This is a genomic window from Cupriavidus sp. CP313, from assembly GCF_054072015.1.
In genome coordinates, this window is record NZ_JBSVZB010000053.1 from 1 (window position 1) to 20,466 (window position 20,466).

The window sequence follows — 20,466 nt, forward strand, 5'->3', positions numbered from 1 at the left end:
ATTCAACCGGGCAGGCTGAATACCACAAAGGGCGCCTCAGGCGGACATTTCAACTTTGCTGAAACCGGACATTACAACTTTGCCGCTACATGCAAAACTCGCATAATGTATATTATGTTAAATTATGTCAGCACATTTGACTGTGGCTACAGCAGGCCGTTGGCTTGCAACAACGCCGTCTCGCTTTTGCACTCCCTTGTTCCCTACGCAAGGGAGTACTCCCGTGTAAAAGCAGCCCTGGTTGGGCGTGATTCAGGCAGCGAAAGAAGCATTGAGCTGCCGAGCTCGCTTCACGTCGTCCCCGTGCAAGTAAATCGATGTCGTTGAAATAGAAGCGTGCCGGAGGTTATCCCTGACGGTGGTAAGTTCCGCGCCCCGCGCTAACGCGTGGGTGGCATGGGTATGCCGCATCCAGTGTGGGCTCGCACGCCGCAGCTTCTCTGCCGCTGCAGGATGGTCGTTGCCGATCAGGTCGGCTGCGTGGGAGAAGAATCGCCTTATGACATGCCACAAGCGCGTGCTTGTGATGCCGGCGCCGGTTTCCCTGCCAAGCCCGCCGACGAGCGGGGTCCGGGGATCCCATCGGGTCGCTGTCACCGGTAGCTCGCGCGCAACCAGGTAACGATCCAGCGCGGACCGGGCCAACGGTGGCAACGCGACCCGACCGGCGCGACTGCCCTTGCCCACCAGCCTGAGCCAGTGGTCGCCCTGCCCGTCGGTCTCGATATCGCCGAGCTTTGCGTCGACCAGCTCGCTGGCACGCAGCCCGGTCGCATAGCCGAAGTCCAGCAGGAACCGCAGTCGCTGCGCCGCCGGGGTATCCCAGCCATACGACCATTCCAGGCCATCGGCAATGGCGCGGACCAGCAGCCATTCACCCTCGGTGAAGGCATGCGAGCTGTCCAGCGCCGCCGTCCGCCCTCCTCCCCGCACCTTGATGCCCGCAAACGGGTTGGCCAGCACATAGCGCTGCTGGATCAGCCAGCGGAACATCGCCCCAAGAATCGACAAGGCATGGGCAGTGGAGCGCGCCGACAGACCGCCGGTGAACGGACGCCAGTCGGGCGAGGTGCGCGGTCGCGCGGGCCCGACCCACCTCTCGCGCGGAGCGGGTCGTCGCAAGAAGCTGCGGTAGGCCGTGGCATCCTCCGTGGTCAGCGACGACAACGGCCGTTCGCGCTCGACAATCGCCCACAGGATCAGCCGCTCGGCCTCTTTGCGATAGGTGCGCTGCGTGGCTGGCGATTCATGCAAGGCCAGCCACGACTGGATCGCCGCGTAATCGTTGTCCGCATTGAGGGTGCAGGTCGCACGCGGCGCGCGGAACTTCCCCTGCGACCCATCCACTTCATGCGGCAGCCGCAGTTGCTCCCATGGCACGACCATGCCCTGCGGCGCCTGCGCGACCAGCGCCCGGGCGCGTTCGGTCAGTTGCGGGTGCTGGGCAAAGAAGGCTTCGACCTGCCTGGCCCCGGCCGCGCCCAGGCCCGGGATCGCGGCCCACCAGCGGCGCCGGCGCGGCACCCGAACGGTCAGTGCCGCCAGCGTGTCGATGCCCTGCGCCCGCAACGCGGCGACCGTGCGCGGCGCCAGCCACAAGCCGATGTCGTCGCTGATGGCCGGTGCCGGCGGCGGCAGCGTGCGCAGCGTCTCGATGGCCTGGTCCGCTGCCCTGCCCTTCTCCGCTCGCTCGGCGGCGGAAATCTCGAACAGCCGGGCCAGGTCCTCGCGCTGGCGGCTGCGGGCATGGGCCGCAAGCTGACGGCGGATGCGTCCGAGGATGCCGCGCGACGACTGCCCTTGCGCCCGCTCCTCGCCCAGGTACCTGGCAACGGCCTCCCGCGTCGTCAGGCCGGCGTGCCAGGCGCGCAGCGTGGCAAGCGATGGCGCGTTGGGGAAGCCGGATGGCGGGGTCGGTTCCGGGGCGGTCAGAGTGAGGCGGGTTTTCATGCACGCCAGTTTAGCGTATCGATCCAGCTATTACGATAAGGATACTTATCGTAATAGCTATATCAGTATGCGACTAACGACGGTGCGGCCTTGCCGGGATGGTGCCATCGCGCCATCTTCAGCACTTGATCCCTTGCGCCACGCTCTCACCTTTTTGCGCCAATCTGGCCTGGTGCGCCGGCATCGGATTTCCGGGCACTGGTGGTTACCCCATTGCTGTTCCGCATATCAAAAATCGCCCTCGGCGAATCGATCTCCACTCCTAGCATCCGCCCTGGCCACGACACCTGCTGGCCGCAAGATCCCGCAGGTCGGGCCACTTGAAGACAAGGCTCACGCAGCGCCCGTATTCCACAGGGAATGCGGCTGCCACGGTGCAGTCGGGTCAGTTCTTATGACGGAGGAGACGGAATGAAATTACGAATCGTGGCAGCCGTTGCCGCGGGATTGCTGGGGCAGCAGGCACACGCGCAGTCTTCGGTGACGCTCTATGGCGCGGTGACCAGCAGCATCCAGTACGTCAACAACATGCAGCGCACGAACGGCGGCGTGCTGGCGCCGGGAAGCGGCTCGACCTTCCTGATGAACTCGTCGGGCATTGCCCAGTCCCGCTTCGGCCTGCGCGGCACCGAAGACCTTGGCGGCGGGCTCAAGGGAGTGTTCGTGCTGGAAAGCCAGTTCAATACCGATACCGGCCAACTCAGCGGCGGCCTGTTGTTTGGCCGCCAGGCCTACGTGGGCGTGCAGAGCCCCTATGGCCGCCTGACGTTCGGGCGCCAGTACACGTCGTCGTTCCTGACGCTGGCGAACTTCTCCCCCACCGCCTATGCGCCAGAGTTCGAGCCCGTCGTGGGGATGGCGGGGCCGAACTTCCGTGAAAGCAACATGGTGCAGTACCAGGGAACGTTCGGGCCGTTTACGCTGATGAGCCACTGGTCGTTCGGCGAGCGTCCGGGCACGGTCACGGCTGGGTCGGCATACGGCATCGGCCTGGCCTACAGCAACGGTCCGTTCGGACTGGGCCTCGGCTACGACGAAGTCAAGACACTGAACACGGCCCAGGCGACCGGCGCATCGGCCTCCCACGACTACGGCCGCGATATGCGCGCCGCGGTGGGTGCCAGCTACAAGCTGGGCCCGGTCAGGATGCTGGCGGGATATCGGTGGGGCAACTCGGTGGCACCGTCCACCGGCACGCCGACCTTGCTGCCGCACCGCGACGACATGTATTGGGCAGGCATCAACTGGGACGCCACGGCGTCGCTGCGCCTGATCCTGGCCTACTACTACGACGACATCAAGGCCGCCACGATCAATGGCGCGCGCGTCAACCCGAAGAACCCGCAGCAGTACGTGGCCATCGCCGACTACAACCTCTCCAAGCGCACCGACATCTTCTTCGGCGCGGTCTATGCCCGCAATGCGTCGCTGAACTGGGACAACATTGCTTACCTGCCTAACGGCCAATCGGTCGGCTACCTGCCGGCAACCTCGCAGGTCTATTACAAGCCGCCAGGCGCCAGCGGCCAGCTGGGAATTTCTGTTGGTATGCGCCACATCTTTTGACGCGCTTCCTGTCGGCTTCCTGCACCTTGTCTCCATCGGTGCGGAAAGCTTTTCCCGGCGTCATCGGCATGTGGCGCCGGCTATTTTTCCTCTTCAGTGCCGCGCGCTGTTCCCTTATTTTTCGGTCAGCCTGGCCCCGATTTCGCCCGCAGCGCTGAGCAGGGCCCGGGCGGCGCTCGCCTCGACGGCGTCTTCGCTGCCGGCGGGCACGACGAACACACAGGACAAGATGAGCAGCTCCCCACCGGTTCGGCGCCGCAACGGCACACCCACGGCCGTGGTATTCGGCCGCATGACATTCCTGCGCTTGACATAACCGAAGCGGAGATAGTGTTTGCGAAAGGCCTCCAGTTCCTGCCCAAGCGCAGACCAGCTGCCGGGCTCGGCGTGCTCGATCTCCCGGATGGCGCGGTTTCGCTCTTCCGTCGCGGCGCCTATCAGCCAGGTCGTCCCTGCGGTGCTTTGTGTCAGCGGTACGGTAAGCCCGGCACCCGGCTTACGCCTCAGCACGTCCCGCGTGATGATGTTCTCGAGCGCCACCATGCGCAGCCGGTCGCGAACGTGGATGGCAACACTGCCGTCCACCGCATCCGCCAGCGCCTTCATCGGCCCTGCCGCCAGCTGCCGCAACTGCAGTCCAGCGAGCAGCGGATAGCCAAGGCAGAGCACGCTGGAGCCCAGGCCGAACTCGCCGGTCTCGGGATTGCGGCGCAGGTAGCCGATGCGAACCAGGGTATGCGTCAGGCGCGAGACCGTGGGCTTGGGCAAGCCGGTGCGCAGCGCGATCTCGGTATTGCCAAGCTCCGGCGAATCGGAAGAAAAGCACTGGAGCACGCGCAGGCCGCGCTCCAGCGTGCTGGCGAACTGCCGGTCGCCGGGGTCGCGCAAGACCGCGACCGGGGCATCGTCATGTGCTGGCTGGACGACCGGCTTGCGGCGGGGGCTCGGAACATTACTGGCCATGGTGGAGTCCGGGAAGCGCGCAGGAATCATCGCCTTCCAGTAGGCGGTGGTGCCCAGTTTGCCACCGAATGCGTGGCCGGCCTAGCGTGCCACACGCTCAGGCTACGTCGATCCGCTCGTTGAGGAACTCGGTGATCAGCCGGTTGACCTTTGGTCCTTGTTCATGGACGACCCAATGGCTGGCATCGGCAATGCGTTCGACGCGCAAGTCCCGCACATAACGGCTGAGCCCTTCCAGGCAGCCGGGAAGAAGGAAGCGGTCGCGCTCGCCCCAGATGACCAGCGTGGGCATGCGCAGCATGACTGCCTCGTCATCGAACCCCGCGGCGCCGGGGCCGCCCTTGCGCAAGGCGCCGGGGTGCAGCGGCGAGGCGGCGTAGTAAGACAGGCCGGCCCGGACCGAACCGGGCTGCGACCAGGCGCGGCGATACTCGTGCCGGGTAGCCTCGAACCAGGCCGGCAGGTGCCCGCCTTGTGCAAGCATTGCCGACAAATAGGCGAAGTCGTCCGCGCAGACGGCCTGCTCACCCTCTTCAGCGGTCAGTGCATCCATGTAGCCACTGGCGGCCTGTTGTGCCGGATTGTGCAGCAGTTCGCGCAGGAACACCGCGGGATGCACCGCGTTGATCATCACCAATCCATGCAGGCGCCGCGGGTGCGCGATGGCAAAGGCGCACGCTATCGAGCCGCCCCAATCGTGGCCGACCAGAACGCAGCGGTCCCGGCCCAGGTGGTCGAGCAATGCCGCCAGGTCGGCAACCATGTTGCCGGCACGGTAGCCACGCAGCTCGGTCGGGCCTTCGGATTCATTGATGCCGCGCGTGTCCAGTGCCACCGCGTAATAGTGCTCGCCAAATGCCTGCAACTGCTCGCGCCACGCCAGCCAGCTCTCCGGAAAGCCATGCACGAAGAGCAGCAGGGGCTGGTCCGGGTCGCCGCATGCGGCGTAGTGGAGACGAAACCCGTTGAGAACGGGGTAGTGATGTCGAACTTCCGGGGGCATGCTGTTGTGCTCCTAGTTCCAGGAAAAATCTGCGGGCGGATCCTCTGCCGCCGTGCTGCCCACCGGCAGGCCCAGCAAGTCTTCGGCGCTGCTCAACAGCAACTGGCGCGACACAACCGAAGGCAGCTGCAAAGCCCGTTGGCGGCACAGCTGCGCCTTTAGCGCCACGGCTGCCTGCGTCACGGGCGTCGTGGTGCCCGCCAGCGCCAGCAGGTCGATCACATGCAGCGCAAGCTGGATGTCGCCGGCGGCCTGCAGCCGGCGCGCTTCGTTGAGCACCGCTTCCGGGTCGGCAATGGCGGACAGCACCGCTGCCGCGGCCTCGGCCGGCGCCGCCGGGTGCAGGTTGGTGGGATTGCGGTCCCACCAACCGTTCTCCATGCGCCAGATCTCGCGCACGATATAGTCGGGCGCCCCGTAGATCGGGCGCATGAACTTGTGCCCGAACAGCGCGTCCGGATAGACCATGTCCGCCAGGATCTCGCGCTCGTTCATGCCGGCGTTCATCCTTGCCACGACCGCCTCGCGCAAGTAACGCAGCGCGCGCACCGGCACCTCGAAGGCGTCGTCGATCTCGCGCGGATCTGTGATCGGATCGCCAAACTCGGGCAGCACATGGAGGGGTGCCAGCGCATGCAGCTGCTCAAGGGTCCGGGCCCATCGCATCGGGTCGCGGATGGTGCGCAGCGGCGTGCCGACATTCGGGATGCTGCGGATCATGGCCGGGCCACCGTACAGGAAGCGCTCTGCCGGCAGCCAGACCGCGACGGCATCATCGGTCTCGGACGGCGCGGCGATCAGTTCCACGATCCGGTCGCCGCCATCGATGGTCATGCGCGTCTCGAAGGTCTGGTCCGGCATCGGGTAGGCCTGCGCCGGCATGGGCGGCAAGGCCTTGCGGAACTGCCTGCCGTTGAGCCAGGCCTGCAGGCCAGCTGTCTCAAGATAGCGGCGGTAGCGCGCCGGCACGCCGGCTTGCGCAATGATCAGCGGGCGCGGCTCGCCCCGCCCCGTGGCATGCTCGATCCAGAGCCGCACACCGCTGTTGTAGCCGCTGTGGCCATGGCTGTAGACCAGGGCCAGCACCGGCGCCTGGGTCAGCTCCCGCAGGCGCGAAATCATCCCGCGGGTTACACCTCCGCCGGGACCCGCGTCGACAACGACGACGCCCTTGCTCGTTTCGATAGCGAGCGAGTTCCCCTGCCCGCCCAGCGTGTGCACGCCGGGCACCAGGTTGGTAAAGGTCTCGCTACGCACCAGGACGCCCAGGCCGCTGTCCTTCGTGACGCGCGCCTCGATCTGTTGGTTGATGGCCGTTTGCATTTTGCTGGCTCCTTTTCATTCCCATGCATGGGTGTCTTCGCCGCGCGCTTGCTCAGCGGCGCCGACGGGGCGTCCGCACAGCTCATCGGCGGCACTCAGGTAAAGGTGGCGCGACACCACCGACGTCACCCGGCCGGCGAGCGTCTCGCAAAGCTGCGCCTTAAGCGCGCGGGCCTCCTGCTCCAGCGGGTCATCGCCATCATCCAACGCCAGCAGGTCGATCACGTGCAGCGCGAGCTGCGCCTTACCGGCATCACGCAGCGCCCTCGCGCGCGCCAGCGCGAACCCGGCATCGCCCAGCGCGCGCCGCACGGCCTTGGCGGCTTGCGCCGGCGCTGCCGGGTGGAGGTCGGTGGGATTGCGGTTCCACCATCCGTTCTCCGAGCGCCAGATGTCGTGGATGATGTATTCAGCGCAGCCGTAGACCGGCGCCATGAAGCGGCTGCTGAAAAGCGCATCGGGCAACGGGATATCGTGCAGGATGTCCGCTTCCGACATGCCAGCGTTCATCCTCGCCACCACTTGTTCGCGCAGGTAGCGCAGCGCCTGCGCCGGCACCGTCAGCGCTTCATCGATGGCCGCGGGATCAGTCAGGGGCTTGCCGAACTCAGGGATCAGCAGCACCGGGCCAAGCGCAGCGAACCGATCAAGCGTATCGGCCCAGCGCACCGGATCGCGGCAGATGCGGTAAGGCGAGCCGACGTTGGGACAGCTCTTGATGATGGCATTGGCACCGTACAGCGTGCGCACGTCCGGAATCCACAACGCCGTGCCGTCGTCTGTCTCTGACGGGGCATGGAGCAGCTCCACCTTACGCTGGCTGCCGTGCAGCACCAGCCGGCCCTGGTAGGTGATCGTCGGCATCTGGAACCAGTGCGCCGGCGGGTCGGCTGGATATGGCGTGCGGAACTGGCGCCAGTTGGTGTACGCCTGCAGCCCTCCGGTCTCACGGTAGCGGCGGTAACGCGCCGGCACGTTGGCGTGTCCCACCAGTGCGGGCGCGGGATGACCCCGCTGCGCGGCATCGGCCTGCCATTGCCGCACACCGTTGTTGTAGCCCATGTGTCCGTGGCTGTAGACGATATAGGCCACGGGCTTGTCGATCTGCGCACGCAAGGCCGCGATTATCGCGTCGGTGAGCTGGCCGCCCGGCCCGGCGTCGACCAGCACCAGCGAATCGCCGAGGTCGACCACGACGGAGTTGCCTTGCCCGCCCACGGTGAAGACGCCTTCGGCATGCCGGACCAGCGACGGCTTGGCCATCAGGATGTTGTTTGTACTCATGCTGTAGGTATCCGGAAACTTATTGACGGCGGTACACGATCGTGACGCTCAGGGCCATCGTAATTCCGGCTGGCAAGCAGTCGGTGAATGATTTCGCATGTCGAAACTCGTCATTGACCTCATCCTCCGCGATAAGTGCTGCGGGCTTCCTGCTTCGTACTAACCCTTGCTCGATTTCGCATATCGAAATCAACCGTTCGCAACGCGAAGACGGTTTCTACCATCGCGATCAGGGGAAGGTCCTGCGCCCACCCCCACCCGAATCGGAGGAGGCGGATGCATACCCCGTTGCCTATCCTCATCACAAACAAGACTGCTCACTGCAGAGCACAAGCCGCCATAGCCAAAGGAGACCTGTCGATGACCAAGAAACACCTGTTTGCTGCTGCGTTGCTGGCCGTCAGCACCGCCTGCGCCGCACAGGGCTATCCCACCCGCCCGATTACGCTGGTAGTACCCGGACCGCCGGGCGGCGCCACCGATACACTGGGGCGCGCACTGGCCGAGGACCTGGGCAAGCGCCTGGGACAACCTGTTGTCGTCGACAACAAGCCTGGCGGGGGCGGCATCATCGCGGTCCAGGCCATCACCCGGGCAGCGCCGGACGGGTACACGGTGCTGCTGACCCACTCCGCTCCGCTGATCAACACGCCGTTCCTGTATGCAAACGTTCCCTACGATGTGCGCCGTGACCTGGCGTTCGTGACGCAGTTGTGCCTCGCCCAGTCCGTGTTCGCGGTGAGCAAGAGCGTTCCCGCCGCCAACATGCAGGAATTCCTTGCGTGGGCAGCAAAGAACAAGGGCCAGGTCAGCTACGGCTCGTTTGGCGTGGGAAGCTTTCCGCACCTGATTGGCGCTCATCTCAACCAGGTCAAGGCGCTCGACATGACGCACGTGGCGTACAAGGGCGAAGCGCCCATGATGCAGGACATGCTGGCAGGCAATATCCAATGGGCCATCGGCTCGCTGACCACGCTGGGCCCGCAGATCAAGGCCGGCAAGCTGCGTGCGTTGGCAGTGATGGGCGAGCGCCGTATCAAGGAGCTGCCCGACGTACCCACCATCGCCGAGGCGGGCATACCGGATCCGGAAATGCGGGCGCCGGCATGGCTTGGCCTGATGGCGCGAGCGGGCACCCCGCCTGCCGTGCTGCAACGCCTGGAGACTGAAGCGCGCGCCTCGATCCAGTCTCCCGGCATGCGGGCGCGTCTGGATTCGCTGGCGCTGGAGCCTATCGGCAACAGTTCAACGGACTTCAAGCGGGCATTTGAAGCCAGCGAGCCAATCATGGCCCGTCTGATCAAGATGAGCGGCGCCAAGGTGGAGTAAGCGCCAGGCTTGCCCCCCAGGCCGGGCCCGCGTGGCCCGGCCTTTTCATTTCGACGGTAGCTTAGGCCGTTGCCGGGGAAGCGGAACTACCGGCCAAAAAAGAAAGCCGGTCAGTCGACCGGCTTCAAGGCCTTGTCAGCCAAGTCGGGAAGAACAAGGCGGAGACAACTGCAATCGGCAACTGGCGTTGGCGGCGTGTGGCGCTGCGGGCCTGGTGTCCTGTTCCGCAAATACCTTGCCATGAAATCGCCCAGTTGGCCGCCATGCGTCGTTGCTCGTCGTTGCCATAGCTACGGCTATGGCGCCTCCTCGCGCCTAGCCTGACGGCCAACTGGACGATTTCATTTTGGCAAGCTATCTGCGGAACAGGACACTAGGCGGCGCAAGCCACGTGTGCAGCGGGTTCGGTCCGGAAAAGTTCTTCGACGAGCGCAGCGCGGCGCGCGCGTGTGGCGGCCTGGTTGACGTAGCCCTTGTCGGCAATCTCGTTGGCGTCGATCGATGGCGGCTCGGCCATCAGCAGCACGCGCTTGACGTTGAGGCTCGCGCCGCCGGTTGCGCGCAGGCGCTCGCGGATGGCGTCGACCACACGGGGATGGCGCACCAGCGCCTGCGCATCCAGTTCGGCCAGCTCGGGGTGCAGCGCGCGGCAGGCGGAAACGTTCGGCCAGGCCAGCGCGGCCACGTAGTGCTGGTCATGGCCGCAGATCACGGCATCGGTGAGTAGCGGCGCGCATTGCTCGACCAGTCCCAGGCGGACCGCGCCGACCCGCACCCACGTGCCGTTGACCAGCTTGAAGTCCTCCACCACGCGCCCGGCAAAGCGAACGCCCCGGGCCGGATCCTCGGGATCGGCGAGCCGCACGGCGTCTCCCAGGCAGAAGTAGCCCTCTTCGTCGAAAGCGGGGGCGGTCAGGTCGGGGCGCTTGATGTAGCCACTGAACAGGAATGGCCCCCGCATGCGGATTTCATAGCGGCCATCGCCGCCTTCCAGCGGTACCAGCTTGACCTCGGCGCCGGGCATCGGCACGCCGACATTGCCGGTATCTTCGGTGGGCCAGCTGCAGAAGATGCCCATGCCGCTGGTCTCGGTGCAGGCCAGGCCCGAGCAGAACGTGATGCGTTCACCAACGGTGGCTTCGGCGGCACGGTGGATGCGGTCCCACACGTCGCGCGGCAGGCTGGCGCCGCCGTAGGAAAAATTTACGACATTGGCAAACAGGCTCCGCGCCAGCGCTGGATCGCGTTCGAGCTCGGTGGCCAGCATTGCCCATGCCGACGGTACGCTGGAAAAAATCGTCGGAGACACCTCGCGCAGGTTCCGTACCGTGCGGGCGAACTGGCCCGGTATCGGCCGGCCGTCGTCGATGTAGTGCGTCGCGCCCAGCGTGACAGCGCGGCTCATGTTGAGGATGCCGCCGAGCCCATGGTGCCAGGGCAGCCAGTCAAGGAACACCGGCTGGCGGTCCAGCAAGCCCTGGTAGGTATCGTGGAAATAGGCTGCCACGGCGTGGAGGCTGCCATGGGAGATGGCTACGCCCTTGGGAACGCCGGTTGAACCGGAAGTGAACAGCACGCGCCCGAGGTCGCTGTCGCGCACGGCGAGGTTTGCCGACCTGGCCGCAGCGCAGCGGCTGGCGGTGAGTTCAGTGTCTGCCAGCGCGACCCAGGCCAGTTGCCCTTCGTCGACGTTGCCCGCCGCGATGACTGGTGCCCCCTGTACGGATAATGCGGCCAGCGCAGGAGCAAACGCTTTGCCGTCCTGCACGAACAACGCCGCCGGCGGCGTCAGTTCCTCTACTCCCTTGAGGCGAACGAAATCCTTGCTGACCAGCGAGTACGCCGGCGACACAGGCGCTGTCGGAACCCCGACATATTCTGCGGCGAGCAGCAGCACGGCCTGCTCGATCGAATTGCCGGACAGCAGCATCAGCGGCCGCGCAGGGCCCAGCCCGAGTTCCAGCAGGCCGGCCCCCACCGCTTGCACCTGCCGCCACAGTTCCGCCCAGGTGATGGAGCGCCAGCCCGTGTTGCCGTCGCGCTCGCAGAACGCTGCGACGGCCGGGCGGCGCTCTGCCCAGTACGCCACGAAATCCGGCAGGCCGCGCTGTGCCAGCTTGGGTGCCGGTGCCGCGCTGCGCAGCAGCAGGGAGCCGTCCTGGCGTTGCTCCACCAGGGTCTCGCGCTCGGTGAAAACGGTGGCACGGTATTCCGCCGCGGGCGGGCGCGCGGATACGGTAGTGGTCATGGTTGTTGTCTCCTCAAGTCCGGCTCTCATGCCGGCTCTTTGTCGTGGCATCCTGGCCCTTGGCATGCAGGATGGCTTGTGTGGTTAGCGTAGGCCGCGGATCGAAAGACCGCCGCCACCCGCGTCAGGTGGGTTCCACGGCCTTCGGCAAGGGAGCCACCCAGGTGCGGTTGAGCACTTTGTCCCTCGGCCAATATGTGAATGAAGCGGCTCGCGGGCCCTTGCACCGAGATGCCGGTCGGCTGCGCGTAGTTGGTGAACTGCTGGCGCGTCACGTCCATCAGCACCAGCGGATAGCCGTAGAGGTAGGCATCCCGCGCGATGCTCTGCATCGCTTCCGCACGCAGGCCCGGCTCTGCCTGCGCGCAGGCAAACCCGGACCACGCCAGCGCTGCGGCCAATCCGATGGCGCAGCGTAGCGTCTTCATGCTTGCTTTCATGGCATCGTGCCTCGACCACCTGGCTGCCTTCAGCTGGCCTTTGCCTGCTGCGGGGCCCGTCCCGCCGTGGCATAGGCCCCGCCCAGACTGCGGATGTAGTTCAGCGGGGAAAGGCCCTGTTCCGCCGCTACCTTGTTGAGCGCCAGCTCGATCAGTCCTGCGTCTGTCACATTGATAAAGTTGCCGTCGGCGTCGAAGTTCACGTTGGCGCCAAAGACCAGCATGAAGGCATCTGTGGGATCGGTATTGGAGGCAGGCGTCATGAACTGGTGCACTGAACCGCCTGGCTCATACAAATAGCAGCCGGCCGTCTGCGGCTGGCCGGGATACTCCGCGTAGTGCCAGGAGCCCGACAGCGTGAACATATGGACCGTCCCGGTGTGGAAATGCCTGGGCAACACCGTTCCCGGCGCAAACCGCACGCGCAGGCCCCAGATGCCGTTCTGCGCGTCGAGGAAGAGCGGGCAGACGTCCAGGCCTGGTGCCAGCACGTCCTTGACCCACACTTCCCGGCTGGTGTCGATCGTGAGCAGTTTGTCCTGGTGCGTGATCGGGAATGGCATTGCCATCTTTGTCTCCTTTGTAAGGGTTGCGCGTGCCGCGTTCCTTCGCGTACCCTGACTTTGCAATGCGGAGAGTCTCGGCGCTTGACTTTTTGCGCCACTCGATTACCATCAGGCGTCAACACAATGCGGCGCAGCAGGCACATGCAAGCAGCCGCTGCTCTGCTAACGCTTTGCATGACCGCGCAACCATGAAGCCCCTGATTCGTGCCGGTTGCCTCGCCGGCTACACCGAACTGGCCAAATCGCTCGGGCTGAATGCGGCACGCGAACTGCGCCGCGCCGGCTTGCCGGCCAAATCCCTGGCAGACCCGGAAGCCCTGATACCCTATACCTCGGTGATGGAGCTGCTGGAGGCGTCGGCAGCAGAGAGTGGCAAGCCGGACTTTGGGCTGCGGCTGTCGTCGTTGCAGGACATCGAGATCCTTGGACCGCTGGCAGTGTTGATTCGCCATGCGCCGACGCTTGGAGAGGCGTTGCAGATGGCAGCCCGCTACGCCTTCGTGCATAGCCCGGCCATACGAGTCGGCGCCGAGCCGGTGGCCGGCAACCCGGCGCAAGTGGATTTGTGGTTCGAGATCGTGCTGCCGCAGCGCCCCGCCTGCGCGCAGACCATTGAGCTTTCTGTGGCACTCAGCCTGCGCATCATCCGGCTGCTGTCCAGGCAGCGGTTGCATGCGCCGCTCGCGCTGTTTCCCCACTCACGGGTTGGCGCCCTGGCCGACTATGCCGCGGCGCTGGGCTGCGAATGCCGGTTCTCGATGCCGCGCGCCGCAGTCCGGATAAGCGCCGCTGACCTGGAACGGCCGCTGCCGGAACACAATCCCCTGCTGCAGCAGATGGCACGCAGCTATCTGGAGCAGCACTTCGCACGCCCCGACATTCCGGTTGCCGACCAGGTCCGCACGCTGGTAAGGCGGTTCATGGGCATCGGCCCGGTGACGCAGGTGGCCATTTCAGAGGCACTGGCGGTGCCGTCGCGCACGCTGCAGCGCGCCCTGGCAAAAGAACAGACCAGCTTCGAAAGCATCCTCGACGAGGTCAGGCAAGACAGGCTGCGCGAATTGCTCGCACAGTCGCAGCCGCCCAGCCTGACCCAGATCTCATTGATCCTCGGGTACTCGCAGCAGGCAACGCTGACCCGGAGCTGCCACCGCTGGTTCGGCTACTCGCCGACGGAACTGGTCCGCAATCCACGTCTCTTGTCACGCCAGGCGTGAGTCCGCCCTGCCACCTTGCGCCAGTCCACAGCGGTTTCCCTGCCATGGCACGCCCTTGGCGCGGAATGTGAAAGCCCTGGCGCTCCGAATCAAGCGTCGGCACGGCGCCCAGCCGAAGATCGCGCTATCAGGCCCGACCTGCAACCGGCACACGGATGCCTGGGTTGAGCCGTCGCGACATACAAAGCCAGCACGCATTCGAACAAGGAACCAGCATGTCAATCTCATTGCAAGGAAACGTTGTACTCATTACCGGCGGTGCGCGCGGCATCGGTGCGGCCATGGCCAGCAGGTTCGCAGCAGCTGGCGCAAAGGTGATGGTCAGTGACCTCCTTGAGGGCCCGGGGCGCGCCACCGTTGCCGCCATCCTGGAATCAGGCTGCGAAGCCGACTTCGTGGCCCATGACGTGCGCGATGAAGCCGCCTGGCAGGCGGCGGTCGATGCCACCGTGCAGCGCTTTGGCTCACTGACTACGCTGGTCAACAACGCAGGCATCGAGACCTCAGCTCCGCTCACCGACATCGACGTGGACCAGATCGACCGCTTGCTCGCGGTCAACGTCCGGGGCCTGGTCCTCGGCATGAAGCACGGCATGCGTGCCATGCGCCCGGGTGGTTCCGCTGGCCGCGGGGGCTCCATCCTGAACCTGTCGTCGCTGGCGCAACTGCGCGCCAGTCCCGGCACGGGCGTCTATGCGGCCACCAAGGCGGCCGTGGACCGCCTGACGCGTGTCGGCGCAGCCGAAGGCGGGAAGCTGGGCGTGCGCGTGAACTGTCTCTACCCCGGCCTGATCCAGACCGAGATGCTGGAGCATCTGTTCGCGCAGCAGGTCACCATGGGCCTGGCGCCCGATGTGCAAAGCCTGCAGGCGCATCTCACCGGCCGCACGCCGCTGGGCCGGCTTGGCAGCGTCGACGACGTGGCCAATGCAGCGCTGTTCCTGAGTTCTGGCCTGGCCAGCTTCATTACCGGTATCGGGTTGTCTGTCGACGGCGGCATGGCATTGGCCTGAGATCATGCACGCGGCAGCGATTCATGGCTGCAAACCAGGCGGACGCAGCCCTTAATATCAGCCGCCAATAATTTTCAATTGACTGCCGCGGCCGTTGCCGCAGAATTCCGGAGAATCCGTAAGGTACCAAGTCACCACTTCCGAAAGAACAGGAGCGAAGAAGAACAATGAACTGGCTCACCACTGCCGCCGCTGCGGCCATCCTCGCGGGCGCCACGATGCAACCCGCTGTCGCGCAAGATCAGCGCACGGCCGGCACCACCGCACGACCCGCACAAGCCGGCCCGATTTCCGAACAGGAAGCCTACGAAATCGCCAGGGACGCGTACGTCTACGCCTACCCGCTGCTGTTGACGCAGATCACGCTGCAGAAGCTGACCAACTTCGCCGAGCCCGTTCCCGGCAATGTCTTTGGGCCTGCCAATCAGTTTCATCACGCACGGGCGTTTCCCAACCCGGAAGACAAGATCGTCATCCGGGAAAACGTAGACACGCTGTATTCCGCCGCAGTCCTTGACCTCAAGACGTCCCCGATGGTGCTGTCGGTGCCGGCGACCGACCGCTACTTCATGCTGCCGATGCTCAGCCTGTGGACGGACGTCTTCGCCGTTCCCGGCACCCGTACCACCGGGCGCAATACCGCCCGGAACTTCCTCGTGGTTGGTCCGCAATGGAGCGGCAAGGCGCCGGCAGGCCTGGAGGTCATCAAGAGCCCGACCAGCCTGGTATGGATCATCGGCAGGACACAAACCAATGGTGCTGCCGACTACGCCAACGTGCACAAGGTCCAGGATGGCTACAAGGTGACGCCGCTTGCCGCCTGGGGCAAGGCCAGTTACGTGCCACCCAAGGGCCGCGTCGACCCGCGCGTGGACATGAAGACCTCCCCGCCAGACCAGGTCGACAGAATGGACGCGGCAACGTATTTCGGTCGCTTTGCGGCGTTGTTGAAAGACAATCCCCCCAACCAGGTCGACTATCCCATCATCCACCGCCTCGAGCGTGCCGGCTTCAAGGCTGACAAAGGCTTCGACATCCCGGCCATGCCTGCTGCCACCCGGCAGGCCATCGAGCGCGGCCATGCCGCAGGCAAGCAACTGGTCCTGGCGGAAGGCCGCAAAGCAGCAGGCTTTGGCGGCAAGGGCTGGGTCTACACGACCCGCAGCGGAGCATACGGCGCGGACTATGTCTACCGTGCCGCCATTGCGCAATGCTGTGTCGGCGAGAATCTGCCGCAGGATGCAATCTACCCATCATTGTCGAGCGACAGCGAAGGGCGCCCACTGGATGGCAACAACCGCTACGTGTTGCGCTTCGCCAAGGGCAAGCTGCCGCCGGTGGATGGCTTCTGGTCGGTGACAGCCTATGACACCGCAGGCTACTTCATCCCGAATGCGCTAAAGCGCCATGCCATCGGCGACCGCGACAAGCTCGTTGCCAACGCGGATGGATCGGTGGACCTCTATGTCCAGGCCGACTCCCCCGGCAAAGACAAGGAAGCGAACTGGCTGCCGGTGGGCAAGGCGCCCTTCACGCTGCTGATGCGGCTCTACTCGCCGCGCGAGGAGGTCCTTGGCAGTGCCTGGACGCCGCCCGCGGTGGTGAAACAGTAACCGGGCGACGCGCCGGCGCTTCGCCGCCGGCGGGCATCGGGGTAATCCCGGCTGCGAACCTGCGCAGTATAGTTCGCGCCGGCTTCCGCGCAGAATGCACTAGATCATTCGCACGCCAGAAGGAGCCGCCATGCCGATCGATTTCACCCCTACTGCCGAACAAGGCGCGCTGCGGCAATCCGCCAGGCGCTTTGCCCAGCAGGTGCTCGCTGAAGTAGCGCCGGCGACGCGCCACCTTGCTACGCCGGAAGCACGCTTTGCCGCCACGCGGCCCATGTATGAGCAACTGATCGAAGCCGGCTTTCTGCGGCGCGTCATTCCTGCGCCCTTTGGCGGCGAAGGGAGCGGCGTACTGGACATGGCGATCCTGGCCGAGGAGTTCTATGCGGTCGACGTCAACGTGCCGCTTACCATGTTTGCCACGCTGCTGGGCCTGTTCCCGCTGATGCTCGCCGGCACGGCAGACCAGCACAAGCGCTATTTCGCGCCCTTCCTCGCATGCAGCGGCGCGCCGCTGGCGGCGCTGGCCAACACCGAGCCCGGTGGCAGCGCGAACTTCTCCGTGCCTGCGCCAGGCGCAGGTGTCAGGACGACCGCGCTTGTCGACGGCAATGAGTGGGTGATCAACGGCACCAAGAAATGGGTGTCGTCGGCAACTGGATGGGACGGCAAGGGTGCCGACCTGCTTTGCGTCGTATGCCGTTCGGACGCCGATGCCGATCCCGACCAGGCCATCAGCATCCTGGTAGTGGAGAAGCCGCCGCGCGGCATCGTGCCGGATGGCTGCACCGAATCCATGGGCCACCGCGCGCACTACACCCCGCAATTTCGCCTGGACAATGTTCGTGTGCCGCTGGACAGCGTGGTCGGCAATGTCGGCGGCGGCAAGGACCTGGTCGAGGCCAGCTTTTCCGGCACGGCGGCACTGGTCGGCATCATGTCGGTCGGTGTCATGCGCGCGGCCTTCGATTTTGCCTTGCACTTTGCGCGATCGGAGAAACGCGCCGGCACCGTCAACATCATTGAGCACCAGGCCGTGGGCTATGCGCTGGCCGATGCCAAGATGGCGATCGAAGCCTGCCACGCGCTGAGCTTGCGGGCCTGCAGCGCAATCGATGCCAGCGAGCCGGGTGCGCTGGAACTGGCGCTGCACGCCAAGGTGTTCTGTTCCGAGACGGCGGTCCGCGTGATTACCGACCTGATGCGCGTCGTGGGCATCGACAGCTACGACCACGCCCTGCCCTTGGCCGGCTTGCTGCAGGACGCGCTCGCTTTTCCCTTGTTCGACGGCGGCAACATGGGCGTACGGCGGCGCCAGTTGCACGACCTGCTGCGTGCGCCCTCCTACGATCCGCTGACCGCCTCCGCAAGCCGCTAAGCGGCGCTTAGCTCGGGTACGGCGGAAACGCCTCGGTCAGCACCCGGATCAGCCGGGACGTCGATGACACCCCGAGCTTCTGCCGGATGCTGCGCAGGTGGTGGTCCACCGTGGAATGCGAGCGCCCCAGCTCGCGGGCCATTTCCTTGTAGCTGAGCCCGCGTGCCACCAGGCGCGCGACGCGGACCTCCGATGCGGTCAGCTGGCAGGCATCGGCGGGCAGCGCCGCACCTTCGCCGCACCCTGCTTCCTGCTGCGCGGCGAGCTGGCGCGCCGTATGAAGAACAGGGCCAATCACGTCGGCCGCCACGCGTCTGAGCTGCATCGCATCCTGCTCCGACCAGCTTCGTGCCTTGTCCAGCTGGTCCAGGCAGATCAGGCCCACAGGCCTGGATTGATAGCGCACGCTCGTCGCAAGCTTGGACGCGGTATGCGCACTGGCCAGCGCCAGGCGAAAGGACGGGCTTAGCCGCGGGTCGCTGCGGATTTCCGTGAAAGCAATTGGCTCGCTGGTGATCCATAGCGACGCAACGCCGGCTTCGTGCGTATCGATCGGCATGCCTCCCATGTCCGGCACATCGCCGGATGCAACCGCCTGCGCCGAGGGCACGTAGTAGCGCTGCGCAGGCGTGTGGAATCCCGCGTCAACCCGGTCCACCGCAAAACGTGCCTGCAGCCATTGCGCGGCCACGCGCCAGCAGCGGCGCGCATCGTCCAGGCTCAGCAGCATTTCAGCGGCCAGTTCACGGCTGCCCGGCCAGGCCGGCGCACTGCCACTAGCCAGCAGCGAATCGCGCAGGTCTCGCTGTGCACCGAGCAGCACTGCTTCATAGCTTTGCGTGGTCATTTCGCCCCCTTGCGCGCGGTCAGACGGCTACCAGATTCGGCCAGTCGTGAGCGGCCGATCTTATAACCGACCGCGCGGTCGGTCAATTGCCCGGCCTGCCGTGCGCGGTGGCACTGGCATTGCGAATGTTCGCAATGGCCGGACATCCATCCCCTTGGGAGACTACGGGCTCGCCCACGATCCCGCGGGCAAACAGGAGACAAGAGATGATCCCGACGCTTCGGCACTTCATTGACGGGCAGGCCGTGGCCGCCTCCAGCGGTCTTACCCTTGACGTCGTCAGCCCGGTGACGGAGGCCGTTATCGCCACCATGGCCGCGGGCACGCGCGAGGATGTGGATCGTGCGGTACAGGCGGCCCGCGCGCAGCTGGATGGTGGCGAATGGGCGCGCATGTCGGGCGCGCAGCGCGGCCAGCTGATCGGCAGGCTTGCCGACCTGTGCGAACGCGATGCGGCGCAGCTCGGCCAGTACGATGCACAATCGATCGGTCGTCCGCCGGCGGAGCCGGCGCTGCTGGACTTGCCCAATGGCATCGCCACGCTGCGCCATGCGGCAGGCTGGGCCGACAGGATCGAAGGCCGCAGCATTCCCACGCCTGGCTACATGGGCATGCCAACGCTCTCGTACACGCGGCGCGAGCCGGTTGGCGTGGTGGCGGCGATCGTGCCATGGAACACGCCCTTCATGATCACCTGCTGGAAGATCGGGCCGGCGCTGGCGGCAGGCTGCACGGTGGTGCTGAAGCCGGCCGAGGAAACCCCGCAGTCCGCGCTGCACCTCGCGGCGCTGTGCAAGGAGGCGGGCATTCCCGACGGTGTGCTGAACGTCGTGACCGGCGCCGGCGAGGTGGTGGGCCGCGCGTTGTGCGAGCACCCCGGCGTGGACAAGATCACCTTTACCGGCAGCCCCGAGGTCGGGCGCGAGATCCAGCGTACTGCCGGGCCGCTGTTCAAGCGCGTGTCGCTGGAACTGGGCGGCAAGAGCCCGCAGATCGTGTTTGAAGATGCGCCACTGGACGCCGCCGTAAAAGGCTGCGCGATGGGACTGTTCTTTAACCAGGGACAGGTTTGCGCGGCCGGCTCGCGCATCCTGGTGCACCGCAGTCTTGCCGAGACGTTCGCTGGCGCGCTGGCGGAAGTGGCGGCATCGATCACGGTTGGCGACCCCGCCGGGGAAGGCGTGCAGATGGGTGCCGTCGCCAAGCGCGAGCAATTCGAGCGCATCAACGCCTACATCACGGACGGCATCCGCGAAGGCGCACAACTGCTGGCCGGCGGCGTCGCGACCCATACGCGCGGCTGGTTCGCGCGGCCCACCATCTTCGCGAAGGCGCACAACCACATGCGCATCGCGCAGGAGGAAATCTTCGGACCCGTGGGGACCGTGATTGCGTTCGACTCAGAGGACGAGGCAATCGCCCTGGCCAACGATTCGCGCTACGGCCTGGCCGCCACCGTCTGGACCACCGACCTGGCGCGGGCACACCGCGTGGCCCATGCGGTCAAGGCGGGTGCCATCGGCGTCAATTGCTGGGCGCCGATCGATGCGCGGCTGCCATGGGGCGGCATGAAGACCAGCGGCATCGGGCGCGAATGCGGGTTGTCCGGCGTGCTGGCCTACACCGAAGAGAAGACGGTCACGGTGCTGCTGGCGTAAGCCCGCGGTTCATGCCGCCGGCGGCGCGTTGCGGGCCAGGTTCTGGTCATAGCGCACACTCAACCAAA

16 protein-coding genes are annotated in these 20,466 nt (G+C 65.8%); 7 read left to right on the forward strand and 9 right to left on the reverse strand.

Going from position 1 to position 20,466, the window contains the following annotated elements; translation table 11 throughout:
• Positions 1-252: 252 nt before the first annotated feature.
• Positions 253-1,950, reverse strand: a complete 1,698-nt coding sequence (locus tag ACW4E8_RS38655) for a phage integrase family protein (RefSeq protein WP_456809292.1) — start codon at positions 1,948-1,950, stop codon at positions 253-255.
• A gap of 411 nt (positions 1,951-2,361) precedes the next feature.
• Between ACW4E8_RS38655 and ACW4E8_RS38660 the strand changes: the two genes are divergently transcribed.
• Positions 2,362-3,516, forward strand: coding sequence for a porin (locus ACW4E8_RS38660; protein ID WP_456809293.1), 1,155 nt, complete (start codon positions 2,362-2,364; stop codon positions 3,514-3,516).
• Positions 3,517-3,630: 114 nt separating this feature from the next.
• Here the strand turns inward: ACW4E8_RS38660 and ACW4E8_RS38665 are convergent, their stop codons facing one another.
• The 4 genes from ACW4E8_RS38665 to ACW4E8_RS38680 all read right to left on the reverse strand — a co-directional run bounded on the left by ACW4E8_RS38665 (position 3,631) and on the right by ACW4E8_RS38680 (position 8,089).
• A complete protein-coding gene (locus ACW4E8_RS38665) occupies positions 3,631-4,509 on the reverse strand; it encodes an IclR family transcriptional regulator (RefSeq protein WP_456809294.1) in 879 nt (292 codons plus the stop codon).
• 67 nt (positions 4,510-4,576) lie between these two features.
• Complete coding sequence (locus ACW4E8_RS38670) at positions 4,577-5,482, reverse strand: alpha/beta fold hydrolase (RefSeq protein WP_456809295.1); 906 nt, start codon at positions 5,480-5,482, stop codon at positions 4,577-4,579.
• Positions 5,483-5,494: 12 nt separating this feature from the next.
• Complete coding sequence (locus ACW4E8_RS38675; RefSeq protein WP_456809296.1) at positions 5,495-6,805, reverse strand: alkyl sulfatase dimerization domain-containing protein; 1,311 nt, start codon at positions 6,803-6,805, stop codon at positions 5,495-5,497.
• A 15-nt stretch (positions 6,806-6,820) separates the two neighbouring features.
• Positions 6,821-8,089, reverse strand: coding sequence for an alkyl sulfatase dimerization domain-containing protein (locus ACW4E8_RS38680; RefSeq protein ID WP_456809297.1), 1,269 nt, complete (start codon positions 8,087-8,089; stop codon positions 6,821-6,823).
• A gap of 360 nt (positions 8,090-8,449) precedes the next feature.
• Here ACW4E8_RS38680 and ACW4E8_RS38685 point away from each other — a divergent pair, with 360 nt between their 5' ends.
• The gene (locus ACW4E8_RS38685; RefSeq protein WP_456809298.1) at positions 8,450-9,418 is read left to right on the forward strand and encodes a Bug family tripartite tricarboxylate transporter substrate binding protein; all 969 of its coding nucleotides are present in this window, start codon (positions 8,450-8,452) and stop codon (positions 9,416-9,418) included.
• 373 nt (positions 9,419-9,791) lie between these two features.
• Here the strand turns inward: ACW4E8_RS38685 and ACW4E8_RS38690 are convergent, their stop codons facing one another.
• Genes ACW4E8_RS38690 through ACW4E8_RS38700 form a run of 3 tightly spaced genes read right to left on the reverse strand, consistent with a single transcriptional unit; the run spans position 9,792 to position 12,675 of the window.
• The gene (locus ACW4E8_RS38690; RefSeq protein ID WP_456809299.1) at positions 9,792-11,666 is read right to left on the reverse strand and encodes a feruloyl-CoA synthase; all 1,875 of its coding nucleotides are present in this window, start codon (positions 11,664-11,666) and stop codon (positions 9,792-9,794) included.
• A gap of 26 nt (positions 11,667-11,692) precedes the next feature.
• Positions 11,693-12,094 (reverse strand): hypothetical protein, encoded by a 402-nt coding sequence (locus ACW4E8_RS38695; protein WP_456809300.1) that lies wholly within the window; start codon positions 12,092-12,094, stop codon positions 11,693-11,695.
• A gap of 41 nt (positions 12,095-12,135) precedes the next feature.
• Positions 12,136-12,675: a 2,4'-dihydroxyacetophenone dioxygenase family protein gene (locus tag ACW4E8_RS38700; protein ID WP_456809301.1), complete on the reverse strand. Its 540-nt coding sequence runs from the start codon at positions 12,673-12,675 to the stop codon at positions 12,136-12,138.
• 26 nt (positions 12,676-12,701) lie between these two features.
• On the opposite strand from ACW4E8_RS38700, the gene ACW4E8_RS38705 reads away from it, so the two are divergent.
• The 4 genes from ACW4E8_RS38705 to ACW4E8_RS38720 all read left to right on the forward strand — a co-directional run bounded on the left by ACW4E8_RS38705 (position 12,702) and on the right by ACW4E8_RS38720 (position 17,893).
• Complete coding sequence (locus ACW4E8_RS38705) at positions 12,702-13,889, forward strand: AraC family transcriptional regulator (RefSeq protein ID WP_456809302.1); 1,188 nt, start codon at positions 12,702-12,704, stop codon at positions 13,887-13,889.
• 215 nt (positions 13,890-14,104) lie between these two features.
• On the forward strand, positions 14,105-14,902 hold the full coding sequence (locus ACW4E8_RS38710; RefSeq protein WP_456809303.1) for an SDR family NAD(P)-dependent oxidoreductase: 798 nt from the start codon (positions 14,105-14,107) through the stop codon (positions 14,900-14,902).
• 167 nt (positions 14,903-15,069) lie between these two features.
• A complete protein-coding gene (locus ACW4E8_RS38715; RefSeq protein WP_456809304.1) occupies positions 15,070-16,515 on the forward strand; it encodes a DUF1254 domain-containing protein in 1,446 nt (481 codons plus the stop codon).
• A gap of 130 nt (positions 16,516-16,645) precedes the next feature.
• Entirely contained in the window at positions 16,646-17,893 is a 1,248-nt protein-coding gene (locus tag ACW4E8_RS38720) for an acyl-CoA dehydrogenase family protein (RefSeq protein WP_456809305.1), read from the forward strand.
• A gap of 7 nt (positions 17,894-17,900) precedes the next feature.
• On the opposite strand, the gene ACW4E8_RS38725 is transcribed toward ACW4E8_RS38720, so the two are convergent.
• Positions 17,901-18,740, reverse strand: a complete 840-nt coding sequence (locus tag ACW4E8_RS38725) for a helix-turn-helix transcriptional regulator (RefSeq protein WP_456809306.1) — start codon at positions 18,738-18,740, stop codon at positions 17,901-17,903.
• A gap of 206 nt (positions 18,741-18,946) precedes the next feature.
• Between ACW4E8_RS38725 and ACW4E8_RS38730 the strand changes: the two genes are divergently transcribed.
• Positions 18,947-20,398, forward strand: coding sequence for an aldehyde dehydrogenase family protein (locus ACW4E8_RS38730; RefSeq protein ID WP_456809307.1), 1,452 nt, complete (start codon positions 18,947-18,949; stop codon positions 20,396-20,398).
• The last annotated feature ends 68 nt before the right edge of the window (positions 20,399-20,466 follow it).

Coding starts and splice junctions, on each gene's coding strand:
- ACW4E8_RS38655 (WP_456809292.1), bottom strand. CDS start 1,950: ATGAAAACCCGCCTCACTCTGACCGCCCCGGAACCGACCCCGCCATCC.
- ACW4E8_RS38660 (WP_456809293.1), top strand. CDS start 2,362: ATGAAATTACGAATCGTGGCAGCCGTTGCCGCGGGATTGCTGGGGCAG.
- ACW4E8_RS38665 (WP_456809294.1), bottom strand. CDS start 4,509: ATGATTCCTGCGCGCTTCCCGGACTCCACCATGGCCAGTAATGTTCCG.
- ACW4E8_RS38670 (WP_456809295.1), bottom strand. CDS start 5,482: ATGCCCCCGGAAGTTCGACATCACTACCCCGTTCTCAACGGGTTTCGT.
- ACW4E8_RS38675 (WP_456809296.1), bottom strand. CDS start 6,805: ATGCAAACGGCCATCAACCAACAGATCGAGGCGCGCGTCACGAAGGAC.
- ACW4E8_RS38680 (WP_456809297.1), bottom strand. CDS start 8,089: ATGAGTACAAACAACATCCTGATGGCCAAGCCGTCGCTGGTCCGGCAT.
- ACW4E8_RS38685 (WP_456809298.1), top strand. CDS start 8,450: ATGACCAAGAAACACCTGTTTGCTGCTGCGTTGCTGGCCGTCAGCACC.
- ACW4E8_RS38690 (WP_456809299.1), bottom strand. CDS start 11,666: ATGACCACTACCGTATCCGCGCGCCCGCCCGCGGCGGAATACCGTGCC.
- ACW4E8_RS38695 (WP_456809300.1), bottom strand. CDS start 12,094: ATGAAGACGCTACGCTGCGCCATCGGATTGGCCGCAGCGCTGGCGTGG.
- ACW4E8_RS38700 (WP_456809301.1), bottom strand. CDS start 12,675: ATGGCAATGCCATTCCCGATCACGCACCAGGACAAACTGCTCACGATC.
- ACW4E8_RS38710 (WP_456809303.1), top strand. CDS start 14,105: ATGTCAATCTCATTGCAAGGAAACGTTGTACTCATTACCGGCGGTGCG.
- ACW4E8_RS38715 (WP_456809304.1), top strand. CDS start 15,070: ATGAACTGGCTCACCACTGCCGCCGCTGCGGCCATCCTCGCGGGCGCC.
- ACW4E8_RS38720 (WP_456809305.1), top strand. CDS start 16,646: ATGCCGATCGATTTCACCCCTACTGCCGAACAAGGCGCGCTGCGGCAA.
- ACW4E8_RS38725 (WP_456809306.1), bottom strand. CDS start 18,740: ATGACCACGCAAAGCTATGAAGCAGTGCTGCTCGGTGCACAGCGAGAC.
- ACW4E8_RS38730 (WP_456809307.1), top strand. CDS start 18,947: ATGATCCCGACGCTTCGGCACTTCATTGACGGGCAGGCCGTGGCCGCC.